Below are 11,692 nucleotides of genomic sequence, written 5' to 3'. Positions count from 1 at the left end.
GCGTGGGGGACGGCGGCCGGGTGGTGGGGCTCGGCGACGGCGTGCCGCCGGTGCAGGCGCCGAGGTCGGTCCAGAGCGCCGGTACGGCGGCCGGGGTCCAGCCCGCGCCGGCCGGCGGGGTGTGCGTGACGAGCGCCTGGTAGAGCCGACCGCCGTAGGTCACCCGGCTGCCGGCGGTCCAGGTGACGCCCTCGGCCCAGGCCGGCGCGTCGCAGGCGACGAGCGTGCCGACGGCGCCGGTCGGCGTGGCGGCGGTGGCGGGCAGGGCGGCGGCGGTGGCGGCGAGCAGCGCGACGCCACCGAGCAGAGCGGTCATCCCACGTCCGAGTCGCATGACATACCTCCTCATCGATGCGCCGGAGGTTATCAGTTAACTTTGTTAAGTGTAAATGCGGCGTACCCTGTCACCACCCCGCTCAGGGCGTGAAGCAGGAACGAAAGCCGCCCGCGGGCGGCCGGGAAGGACGGCGGCGGACGTGGACGCCAGACGCACCACGGTGCGCGACATGCGCCGGGCCAACCGCTCGGTCCTGCTCACCCGGATCTGGCTGGACGGCCCGCTCAGCCGGCACGAACTGGGCCAGTCCACCGCGTTGAGCCTGGCCAGCGTCAGCAACCTGGTCGGCGAGATGATCAACGAGGGCCTGGTCGAGGAGGCCGGCTCGGTCGAGTCCGACGGCGGCCGTCCCCGCGTGCTGCTGCGCGTCGCGCCCGGCTACGGCTACCTGGTCGGTGCCGACGTGGGCGAGACCCGCGTCCAGGTGGAGTTGTTCGACCTGAGCATGACCGCGCTGGCCAAGGCGGAGTACCCGATCGCCGCGGCCGGTCCCGACCCCGAGCGGGTCGCCGCTCACCTGCGGCACGGCCTCGCCGCCGTCACCGAGCAGGCGGGCGTCGACCCGGCCGCGGTGCTCGGCTTCGGCGTCGCCGTCGCCGGCACCGTCGAGCGCACCGCCGACGCCGTGGTGCACGCCCAGACGCTCGGCTGGGACGGCGTCCCGCTCGGCGCGATGCTGCGCGCCGGCACCGACGTGCCGGTGCACGTGGACAACGGCGCGAAGACGCTCGGCCAGGCCGAGATGTGGTTCGGTGCCGGCCGCGGCGTCCGGCACGCGGTGGTCGCCCTGGTCGGCTCCGGCGTCGGCGCGAGCGTGGTCGCCGACGGCGTCGGCTACCGCGGCGCGCACAGCAGCGCCGGGGAGTGGGGCCACACCACCATCGTGTACGGGGGCCGCCGCTGCCGCTGCGGCAACCTCGGTTGTCTGGAGGCGTACGTGGGCGCGGAGGCGGTGCTGGACCGGTTCCGCCAGGCCAACCGGGGCCGCCCGGCGCCGGGCGCGGACGAGGAGACCGCCTTCGGTGAGCTGCTGCGCTCCACCGGCCGCACCGCCGCGAAGGTGATCGACGAGACGGTCGGCTACCTGGGCGCCGGGGTGGCGAACCTGGTGAACCTGTTCAACCCGGAGCGGGTGGTGCTCGGCGGCTGGGCCGGGCTGGCCCTGGGCGAACGGCACCTGCCCGCGATCCGCGAGGCGACCGCGCGGCACGCGCTGCGCCAGCCGTACGCGCAGACCTCGATCGAGCTGTGCCGGCTCGGACCGGACGCGGTCGCGATGGGCGCGGCCACCCTGCCGATGACCCGGCTGCTGCGCGACGGCGGCGTGCCCCGCGACCCGGCCGCCCGCCCGGGCCCGGCGTGGGGGCCGGGCCGCCGTCACTGACCGGCCCGGCCCCCACGCCGGCGTCAGCGCTGCCCGCGGACCCGCCGCACGGTGTCCCGGTACCACAGCGCGCTGCGCTTGGGGGTACGGCGCTGCGTGTCGTAGTCCACCCGGACGATGCCGAACCGCTTGTCGTAGCCGTACGCCCACTCGAAGTTGTCCAGCAGCGACCAGGCGAAGTAACCGCGTACGTCCGCCCCGGCGGCCCGGGCGCGGGCCACCGCCCGCAGGTGCTCGGTGAGGAAGCCGACCCGGTCGTCGTCGTGCACGAACCCGTCGGCGTCCGGCTCGTCGTCGAACGCGGCGCCGTTCTCGGTGATCACCATGGGCGTGCCCGGGTAGTCGCGGTGCAGCCGCACCAGCAGGTCGGTGAAGGACTCCGGCACGATCTCCCAGTCCATCGCGGTACGCGGCAGGTCGCGGCGGACCACCCGGCGCACCGGCCTGCCGGCGTCGTCGCGGTCGCGGCCCTGCTCGTCCACCCCGGAGTGCAGCTGCCCGAAGTAGTAGTTGACCCCGAGCACGTCGATCGGGGTGGCGATGACCTCCAGGTCACCGTCCTGCACGGGGATCCGCACCCCCTCGGCGGCCAGGTCGGCCACCACGTCCTGCGGGTACTCCCCGCGCAGCACCGGGTCGAGGTAGAGCCGGTTGGCCAGCCCGTCGGCGGCCCGCGCCGCGTCCCGGTCCGCCGCGCTGCCGGTCTCCGGGTCCGCGGTGGACAGGTTCAGCGTCAGGCCCAGCTCGATCGGGGACCGGGCCGCCTCCCGCAGCCGCCGGGTCGCCAGCCCGTGCCCGAGCAGCAGGTGGTGCGCCGCGGCGATGCCGTCGCCCAGGTTCCGCCGGCCCGGGGCGTGGTCGCCGTAGGCGTATCCGAGCATCGCCGAGCACCACGGCTCGTTGAGCGTGGTCCAGGTGCGGACCCGGTCGCCGAGCGCGGCGAAGACCAGCTCCGCGTAGTCGGCGAACCGGTACGCGGTGTCCCGGTTCGGCCAGCCGCCCGCGTCCTCCAGCTCCTGCGGCAGGTCCCAGTGGTAGAGCGTCACCCACGGCTCGACGCCCCGGCCGAGCAGCTCGTCCACCAGCCGGTCGTAGAACGCCAGCCCGGCCACGTTCGCCGGACCGCGCCCGCCCGGCTGCACCCGCGGCCAGGCCACCGAGAACCGGTACGTGTCCAGTCCCAGGTCCGCGATGAGCGCGACGTCCTGCGGCATCCGGTGGTAGTGGTCGCACGCCACGTCGCCGTGGTCACCGTTGGCGACCGCGCCCGGCACCCGGCAGAACGTGTCCCAGATCGACGGTGTGCGGCCGTCCTCGGCCACCGCGCCCTCGATCTGGTACGACGACGTCGCCACCCCCCACCGGAAGGTCGGCGGCAGCGTGTCGATCGGGTCCGGACCGGTGACTGACGACGGGCGGGTGAGGTCGGTGTCCATGGTTCTCCTCGCGGGTAGCGGGTGGTGGTGTCGGGCGGGTCAGCGGGACAGGGGCGCGACGGCCGGGTGCAGATGGCACGCGACGGCCCGCGTCGGATCGTCGACGCGTGGCGGTCCCAGCGCCGGCACCTGCTCGTCGCAGGGCTCGAACGCCTTCGGGCAGCGGGGGTGGAACGCGCAGCCGGACGGCATGGCGCGCAGGTCCGGTGGGGAGCCGGGGATGCCGGTCAGCTCGCGGCGGGGACCGTGCAGCGCCGGGAACGAGTGCAGCAACCCCTCGGTGTACGGGTGCAGCGGCTCGGCGTACAGCCGGGCGGCGGGCGCCTCCTCGACGATCCGGCCGCCGTACATGATCGCGATCCGGTCGGAGAACTCGACCAGCAGCGACAGGTCGTGCGTGATGAACAGCACCGCGAAGCCGAGGCGTTCGCGCAGCTCGGCGAGCTGGCCGAGGATCTGCCGCTGCATCACCACGTCCAGCGCGGTGGTCGGCTCGTCCATGATGACCACCTGTGGTTCCAGCGCCAGCGCCATCGCGATCATGACCCGTTGCCGCATGCCGCCGGAGAGCTGGTGCGGGTAGCTGTCCAGCCGGTCGGCGGAGATGCCGACCAGGCGCAGCAGCTCCTTCGCCCGGGCCAGCCGGCTCGCCGCCGTGCTCTTCGGCTCGTGCGCCCGGATCACGTCGAGCAGCTGGGTGGAGACCTTGTGCACCGGGTTGAGCGAGTTCATCGCGCCCTGGAACACGATCGACGTCTCCGCCCACCGGAACTCGCGCAGCTTCGCCGGGCTGAGCGTGAGCACGTCGACCGGCGGGCCGTCGGCCGGGTGGTAGATCACCTGGCCGCCGCTGACCACGCCGGGCGGGGGCAGCAGCCGGGTGAGCCCGTACGCCAGGGTGGACTTGCCGCTGCCGCTCTCCCCGGCCAGGCCGAGCACCTCGCCGCGGTGCAGCGTCAGGTCGACGTCGCGGACCGCGCGGACCGCGTCCGCGCCGACGCCGTAGTCGACGCACAGCCCGCGGATCTCCAGCACCTGGTCGCTCATGAGGTCGCGTCCTCTCGGATGGGGTCCGCCGGCCGCTGCATGGGGACCGGCGCCGGGTTCGGCGCGAGCACCGGGGTGAACCCGACGCGCATCGCGACGGTGCGACCGTCGGCGGTGCGGATCCGGGTCCGGCCGCCGGTGCGCAGCCGGGGACTGACGAACTCGTCGATGCCGAAGTTGATCAGCGCCAGCGCGGTGCCGAGCAGCGCGATGGCCAGCCCGGCCGGGACGAACCACCACCAGGCGCCCTGCGCCAGCGCCTGCTGCCCCTGCGCCCAGAACAGGATCGTGCCCCAGTTCCACGACGACACCGACGAGACGCCGATGAACGCCAGCGTGATCTCCGACATGACCGCGAAGATGACGGTGCCGACGAAGCCGGAGGCGATGATCGCGGTCAGGTTGGGCAGGATCTCGAACCCGATGATCCGCCAGGTCCGCTCGCCGGTGGCCCGTGCCGCCTCGACGTAGTCGCGGCGGCGCAGCGACAGCGTCTGGGCGCGCAGCACCCGGGCGCCCCACGCCCACGAGGTGAGGCCGATGATGAGCGCCACGAGCATGTCGCTGGCCTGGTCGACCAGGGACGTGACGATGATGATCAGCGGCAGCGCCGGGATCACCAGGAACACGTTCGACACCGCCGACAGGCCCTCGTCGGCCGCGCCGCCCAGGTAGCCGGCGGTCACGCCGATCAGGATGGACAGGATCGTGGCGAGCACGCCGGCGATCAGGCCCACCACCATCACGCTGCGCGCGCCGACCAGGATCTGACTGAAGATGTCCTGCCCGAGGTGGGTGGTGCCGAACCAGTGCCGGGCCGAGGGCGCCTGGAGCACGTCGGCGCTGCGCGCGTCCGGGTCGTACGGCGCGATCCACGGCCCGATCACCGCGAGGAGCACGTACACCCCGAGGACGGCGAGGCCGGTCGCGGCCTTGGCGTTGGCGACGAAGCGGAACCGGCGGCGGCGGGCCCGGGCCGACGGCTGCGCCATCGCCCCCTGGCCGGGGATGACCTGCTCGATGCTGGACGGGGAGAGTGTCATCGCTCAGCTCTTTCGGGTCCGCGGGTCGAGGAGCAGGTACGCCACGTCGGCGAGCAGGTTCGCCACCAGCACCGAGATCGTGATGATCAGGAAGATGCCCTGCATCAGCGGGTAGTCCTTCGCGCCGACGGCCTGGAAGAGCTGGAACCCCAGACCCGGGTACGAGAAGACGATCTCCACGAGCAGCGTGCCGCCGACGATGAAGCCCAGCGACAGCGCGAACCCGGACACGTTGGGCAGCAGCGCGTTGCGGGCGGCGTAGCTGAGGGCCACCCGGCGCTCGGACAGCCCCTTGGCGTGCGCCACGGTGATGTAGTCCTCGCTGGCGACGGTGACCATCATGTTGCGCATGCTGAGGATCCAGCCGCTCATCGACGACACCAGGATGGTCGCGGCGGGCAGGATGCTGTGCTGGAGCGCGCTCGGGATGAAGTACGCGTCGAACGCCGGCACCAGGCCCGGCTCGTACCCGCCGGAGGACGGGAAGAAGCTGCCCGGCCCGGCGAACAGCGCGATCGCGACCAGGCCGAGCCAGAAGTACGGGATCGAGGAGAGGAACGTGGTGGCCGGGAGCAGCCCGTCGATCCACGAGCCGCGCCGCCAGCCCGCGCCGACGCCGAGCGCGGTGCCGAGCAGGAAGCTGACGATCGTGGTGACGCCGACCAGGCCCACCGTCCACGGCAGGCTGCTCCCGATCACCTCGGACACCGGCGCGGGGAAGAACGTGAACGACAGTCCCAGGTCGCCGCGCAGGAGCTGCCCCCAGTAGGCGACGTACTGCTCCCACAGCGAGCGGTCGGAGTCCAGCCCGAACAGCACCCGCAGCGACGCGACCGCGTCGGCGCTGATCCGGCCCTGGTTGCGGGAGATCAACGACTGCACCGGGTCGCCCGGCACCATCCGCGGGATGAAGAAGTTGAGCGTGATCGCCGCCCAGGCGGTGAACAGGTAGAAGGCCACCCGTTGCAGCAGGAACCTCATCGGGCCGCCTCCGTCCCGGCCGGCTCTGTCTTCTGCGCCTGCTTCACCGGCTCTGCCTGCTCCGCCTTCTGCTCGGCGACGGTGTCCGCGTCGTACAGCCAGCACGCCGCCCAGTGCCCGGGCGCGTCGTCGACCGGGATCGGCGGCGGCAGGTCGGTGGCGCAGCGCGGCATCGCCGCCGGGCAGCGCGGGTGGAACCGGCAGCCGCCCGGCGGGCGGATCAGGCTGGGCGGCTCGCCGTGGCCCCGCTCGCCCGCCGCCGCGCCGTCGCCGCCCGCGCCGGTGATCCGCTCCGGGTCCGGCGCCGATTCGATCAACAACCGGGTGTACGGGTGAGCCGGGCGCTGGGTGACGGTCTCGCTGTCGCCGCCCTCGACCATCCGCCCGGCGTACATGACGATCGTCTCGTCGGCGAAGTAGCGGGCCGAGGCGATGTCGTGGGTGATGTAGAGGATCGCCAGGTCGAGCCGGTCCTTGAGGTCCTGGAGCAGGTTGAGCACGCCGAGGCGGATCGAGACGTCGAGCATGGACACCGGCTCGTCGGCGAGCAGCACCTCGGGGTCGGCGCCGAGCGCCCGCGCGATCGCCACCCGCTGGCGCTGCCCGCCGGACAACTCGTGCGGGAACGCGTCGAGGTAGCGCTCCGGCGGGGTGAGCGCGACCCGGGTCAGCAGGTCGGCCAGTGCCTTGTCCAGCCCGTCCGGCCCGGTCCCGGCGTTGCCGTGGATGCGCAGCGACCGGGTCAGGTGGTAGCGGACCGTGTGCACCGGGTTCAGCGAGGCGAACGGGTCCTGGAGGATCAGCTGCACCCGGCGCACGTACGCCCGGAACCGGCGCCCGCCGCGTACCCGGGTCGATCGGCCGTGCAGCCGGATGTCGCCGGCGGTGCGCGGGTAGAGCTGGGCCAGCAGCCGGGCCACTGTGGACTTGCCCGAGCCGGACTCGCCGACGAGCGCTGTCACCCGGCCGCGGCGCAACGCGATCGATACGTCGTCGACGGCGTGCACCACCGCCGGGGTGCGGGAGAGGAGGTCACGCAGCCGCCGGCGGACGGGGAAGTGCTTGGTCAGGCCGACGGCCTCCAGCACCACCTCGTCGGCCGGCGCCGGTGCGCTCTCGGTCAACGTCATGCCGAATTCCTGTCTGGGGTTGCCGGTAGCGAGGGGCGGGCGCCGCCGGCCCGGCCGGGCGATCGTGGCCGGGCCGGCGGCGCCGGGTCAGCCGTTGGCCGGTTTGAGGTGCAGCACCACGTCCACCGCGTTGGGCTGGGTGGGCTGGAGCGCGCCGTACGGGTTCGAGTCGTCCGGCCAGCCGGTCCAGTTCTTCGTGCTGTACGCGCCGCCGATGTTGTCCGCGCCCACCGGGATCATCGGCATCTGCTCGACGAAGATCTTCTGCAGGGTGCCCAGGGCGGTGGTGCGGGTGGCGTCGTCGGTGGCGTTGGCGTACGACACCAGCGCGTCGGTCGCCTCCTTGCTCTGGAACCGGCCGAAGTTACCGGCGGGCGAGGCGGTGCCGACCGGCTTGAGCACCCGGCCGTCCATGATGGTCCGGTAGATGTCGTACGGCGTGGCGCCGCTCTCGGTCCACCGGAACGTGGCCTCGAAGTTGCCCTGCTCGACGTTGCGGAACCAGGCGTCCTGGTTGGCCTTGTCGACGGTGGCCGCGATGCCGATCTTCGCCAGGTTGCCCTTCACGATCTCCAGGCTGGTCTGGTAGTCGGACCAGCCGGCCGGGTCGGTGAGCCGGATCGTGACCGGCTTGCCGCTGCGGTCCTTCAGCGTGTTGCCGTCGAGCTTGTAGCCGGCGCCGGTGAGCAACGCCTTGGCGCCCTCGACGTCGACCTTGTGCTCCTGGCCCTTGTACTCGGGCGCGATGAACGAGTCACCGGCCGGGCTGGGCAGGCCGGTCACGCTCTTGACCTCGGGGTGGAAGTAGCCGGCCTCGGCGGTGGTGAAGATGTCCGCCCGGTCGATGACCATGTTCATCGCCTTGCGCAGCGTCGGGTCGTCGAACGGCTTCTTCGTGGTGTTCAGGTAGAGGCCGTGGATGCCCAGCACCGGCGGTGCCCACATCTTGTGGTTCTTCTGGTCCTTGGCCACGAACACGGTCTGGTAGTTCGGGATGAAGACGAAACTCCACTCCGACTCGCCGTTGGCCAGCGCGGTGGTCTGCGCGCTGTTGTCGGTGTACGAGGTGTACCGCAGCTCCTTGACCTTCGGCGCGTCCTGCCAGTAGCCGCTGTCGCGTACCGCGAGCGTCATGCTCGCCGGGGTGAACGACTTCAGCGTGTACGGGCCGCTGCCGACCGGCTGCTTCACCGGGTCGCTCGCCGGGTCGGCGATCTTCTCCCACAGGTGCTTGGGCACGATCGGCACCCGCCACAGCACCTTCTGCTGGTTGACGAACTGCGGGCTGGCCATCGAGATGGTGACCTCGTTGCCGCTCGCGGTCGCGTCCGTGTACGGCACGCCCTGGTCGTTGAGGGCCGGGAACTTCTTCACCAGGTTGTAGGTGAACGCGACGTCCTCGGCGGTGACCTTCTGCCCGTCGGACCAGGTGGCGTTCTCCCGGATCGTCACCTTGACCGTCTTGTAGTCCGACGACCACTCGGCCTTGGTGGCCAGCCACGGCTTGAACGGCTCGGCCGGCTTGACCGGGTTCCACATCATCAGCGGCTCGTAGATCTGCCACCGGTAGCCGAGCGACGCGGCGGCCGAGGTGGTGAGGAACGGGTTGTTGTTCTCCGCCTGCGGACCGTTGGGCATGCCGACGTTCAGCACTGTCGCGGCCTGGCCGCTCTTCTTGTTCGCGTTCGGGCTGTCGCCGCAGGCGGCGGCGCCGGTGACCATCGCGCCGGCCAGCGCGAGGGCGAGGACTTGCCGTCTTCTCATGGAGGTCTCCCTCGGTGGTCCCGCATTCCTCGGGCGGGATGTGGTGGATGGAGGGTGTGCGGTGGTGCCACCGGCGGGCGGGCCCGCCGGCGTGGTCGCCGGGTGCGGCGGGGTGGGTCAGGTGACGCGGGCGCCCGTCGGCTCCCGCGCGACTGTCGAGTCCGGTGCGGTCGGGTCGTCCGCGTTCGCCGGGTCGCCCGCGCCCGTCGAGTCGCGGGCGGTGAAGCCGGTCGGGATGACGGTCGGGGTGTCCGGCAGCGGGGTGCCGGTGAGGTGGCCGATGAGCAGGCGGGCCGCGGCCGTACCCATCTCCCGCAGGGGCTGGCGAACGGAGCTCAGCGGCGGGTGGGTGTGCCCGGCCAGCGGGAGGTCGTCGAAGCCGACCACCGCCACGTCCTGCGGGACGCGCCGCCCGGCGTCGCGCAGCGCCTGCAACGCCCCGGCGGCCGACAGGTCGTTGTGGGCGAAGACGGCGTCGAACGGTACGCCGTCGGCGAGCAGCCGCCGCACCGCCGCGCGCCCGCACTCGAATGTGAAGTCGCCCTCCACCACCCGGTCCGGCTCGATCGGTACGCCCGCGTCGGCGTAGGCGCCGGCGAACCCGGCGAGCCGTTCCCGGGTGCAGCCGAACTGACGCAGGCCGGTGATGACGAGCGGCCGCCGCCGGCCGAGCGCCAGCAGGTGCGTGGCGGCGGCCCGCGCGCCCTCCTCGTTCGTGGTCCGTACCGACGGGAAGCCGGGCTGGTGGCCCCGGTCGTCGATGAGGATGACCGGCAGGCCGCGCCGGTGCAGCTCGGTGATGTAGTCCAGCGTCCCCTCGGGTTCGACCACGAGCAGGCCGTCGAACGACTTGGCCGAGACCTGGGAGGCGAACCGGCGCATCGACTCGTCGCCGTGGGTGCAGGTGAACAGCAGCATGCCGTAGCCAGTCGCCTCGACCACGTCGGCCGCGCCCTGCAGGACCTCGCCCATCCAGGGCCAGGTCAGCGCCGGGACCAGCATCCCGACCACCCGGGTACGCCCCCGGGCCAGCCCGACCGCGCGGGCGCTCGGCACGTACCCGAGGTCGCTGATCACGGCGCGGACCCGGTCGGCGGTGCGCACGTGCACCTCGCCCTTGCCGTTCAGCACCCGGGAGACCGTCGTCTTGCTCACCCCGGCGCGGGTGGCGACGTCGGCGATGGTGATCGGCACGTGACGCTCCCGGGTCGCAGGGATGAGCGGGGTGTTTCGGAACCGGTTGCGGAAGCGGTTCCGTGGCAGTCAACCCAAGTGGCGCGGCTCACGTCAATCACAGACGGATAACGATGCACCCCTAAGTTCGAGCTTTGAAAAAAGTGCCCGGGCTGCGACTCCGCCGATCACGGCGATGAGCAGGGTCGATGCCTTCCGGTCCGGCCCGCGTCTCTCCGAAGTGGAGGTTCAGGGGCGGGCGTACACGTCGCCGGAGTTGGCCTCGTCCGGCAGCGCGCCCAGGTACGCGGCCACCTCGGCGGCCGGGCGCCAGCCGGGCAGCGCGAACTCCATCTCGTCGCCGAGCGCCACCGCGAACCGGGTGAAACCGAGCGCGGTGAGCCGGTCCAGGCAGCGCGCCGCCGCCACCCGGGCGATGGTCGTGAACTCGAACGACAACGCCGGGACCGGGCGGCTCAGCCCGGCCAGCACGGCGTCCTCGAAGCCCTCCACGTCGATCTTCACGAACGCCGGCACGCCGTACGCGGCCACGAGCGCGTCGAGCGTGGTGCCCGGCACCTCGATCTGCGCGTCCCAGGTCTCGCCCGCCCAGCCGGGCGCGCCGTCGGCGGCGCGGACGAACCCGGGGGAGGCGGTGGAGACCGTCGGGTTGGCCGAGTTGACGTGCAGTCGCACCGGCCCGGCGGTACGCCCGCACGCCGCCTCCACCACAGTCACCGCGTCGTCGCCCGCGTACATCTCGCGCAGCACCCGGGCGCACAGCGGCTGCGGCTCGACCGCCACCACAGTCGCGCCGAGCCGGCGGAAGCTGCCCAGCCGGTCGCCCACGTGCGCGCCGACGTCGAAGACCAGGTCACCGGCGCGGACCAGCGGGGCGTAGAACGCGTCGAGGGCGGCGTCGCGCGCCGGGTCGCCGTGGTAGAAGTCCAGCGACCGGCGCAGGCCGGACATCGCCGGGTCCGCCTTGAGCGTCTCGATCACTCCGTCCCGCACGCCTCCGACGCTAGCCAGCGCCGCGTTGGTACGAGCCGCATTCGCATCCTTCCCCGCGAACTCAAGTAATCACCCCATCCTCCTAGGACGCCCTAGGGGTGGTGGAACCCCCGCGAGATTTTGGTACGAAACGGCCCTCATAGGGGCCATTCCTACCAAGATCTTCATGCTGTCCCGCGTTACGGGACACCGATCCCGTTCGCCGAGATTGTTCGAGTCGTCCTCGGCCGTGGACGTCAAGTCGCCGCGCAACCGTGGTGGGAGTGGAACGCCATGGGTGTCAAACAGGGCCGGAGACACCCATGGCGTTCCAGTGGCCGGGTGGGATACCCGTGGCGGGAAGAGGTGGACGGCCGGGGCAGGGGATCGGCGAGGCCGACAGT

General features: G+C 72.5%; 10 protein-coding genes. 1 reads left to right on the top strand and 9 read right to left on the bottom strand.

Annotated features, from left to right (window positions below):
- On the bottom strand, nucleotides 1–334 hold a 334-nt coding region (locus tag EAD96_RS10800; protein ID WP_368666026.1), incomplete at its 3' end, for a carbohydrate-binding protein.
- A gap of 142 nt (nucleotides 335–476) precedes the next feature.
- On the opposite strand from EAD96_RS10800, the gene EAD96_RS10795 reads away from it, so the two are divergent.
- Nucleotides 477–1,721 carry an ROK family transcriptional regulator gene (locus EAD96_RS10795; protein ID WP_120569963.1) on the top strand — a complete coding sequence of 415 codons (1,245 nt, stop codon included), beginning with the start codon at nucleotides 477–479 and terminating at the stop codon, nucleotides 1,719–1,721.
- A 23-nt stretch (nucleotides 1,722–1,744) separates the two neighbouring features.
- Here the strand turns inward: EAD96_RS10795 and EAD96_RS10790 are convergent, their stop codons facing one another.
- From EAD96_RS10790 to EAD96_RS10755, 8 genes are all read right to left on the bottom strand, one after another.
- The gene (locus tag EAD96_RS10790) at nucleotides 1,745–3,157 is read right to left on the bottom strand and encodes a GH1 family beta-glucosidase (RefSeq protein ID WP_121684173.1); all 1,413 of its coding nucleotides are present in this window, start codon (nucleotides 3,155–3,157) and stop codon (nucleotides 1,745–1,747) included.
- A 39-nt stretch (nucleotides 3,158–3,196) separates the two neighbouring features.
- A complete protein-coding gene (locus EAD96_RS10785; RefSeq protein ID WP_120569961.1) occupies nucleotides 3,197–4,204 on the bottom strand; it encodes an ABC transporter ATP-binding protein in 1,008 nt (335 codons plus the stop codon).
- Nucleotides 4,201–5,247: an ABC transporter permease gene (locus tag EAD96_RS10780; RefSeq protein WP_199733127.1), complete on the bottom strand. Its 1,047-nt coding sequence runs from the start codon at nucleotides 5,245–5,247 to the stop codon at nucleotides 4,201–4,203. The genes EAD96_RS10785 and EAD96_RS10780 overlap by 4 nt, the downstream gene beginning before the upstream one ends.
- Before the next feature lie 3 nt (nucleotides 5,248–5,250).
- A complete protein-coding gene (locus EAD96_RS10775; RefSeq protein WP_013476848.1) occupies nucleotides 5,251–6,228 on the bottom strand; it encodes an ABC transporter permease in 978 nt (325 codons plus the stop codon).
- A complete protein-coding gene (locus EAD96_RS10770; protein ID WP_120569960.1) occupies nucleotides 6,225–7,358 on the bottom strand; it encodes an ABC transporter ATP-binding protein in 1,134 nt (377 codons plus the stop codon). Before EAD96_RS10770 ends, EAD96_RS10775 begins: the two co-directional genes overlap by 4 nt.
- A gap of 87 nt (nucleotides 7,359–7,445) precedes the next feature.
- The gene (locus tag EAD96_RS10765; RefSeq protein ID WP_120569959.1) at nucleotides 7,446–9,122 is read right to left on the bottom strand and encodes an ABC transporter substrate-binding protein; all 1,677 of its coding nucleotides are present in this window, start codon (nucleotides 9,120–9,122) and stop codon (nucleotides 7,446–7,448) included.
- A gap of 117 nt (nucleotides 9,123–9,239) precedes the next feature.
- The gene (locus tag EAD96_RS10760; protein ID WP_121684172.1) at nucleotides 9,240–10,316 is read right to left on the bottom strand and encodes a LacI family DNA-binding transcriptional regulator; all 1,077 of its coding nucleotides are present in this window, start codon (nucleotides 10,314–10,316) and stop codon (nucleotides 9,240–9,242) included.
- A gap of 228 nt (nucleotides 10,317–10,544) precedes the next feature.
- The gene (locus tag EAD96_RS10755) at nucleotides 10,545–11,267 is read right to left on the bottom strand and encodes an FkbM family methyltransferase (protein WP_199733131.1); all 723 of its coding nucleotides are present in this window, start codon (nucleotides 11,265–11,267) and stop codon (nucleotides 10,545–10,547) included.
- Between the last annotated feature and the right edge of the window lie 425 nt (nucleotides 11,268–11,692).

It is taken from the genome of Micromonospora sp. BL1 (genome assembly GCF_003667485.1).
In the GTDB taxonomy this organism is placed as follows: domain Bacteria; phylum Actinomycetota; class Actinomycetes; order Mycobacteriales; family Micromonosporaceae; genus Micromonospora; species Micromonospora tulbaghiae.
This window is presented reverse-complemented; position numbering and strand designations above follow the sequence as displayed.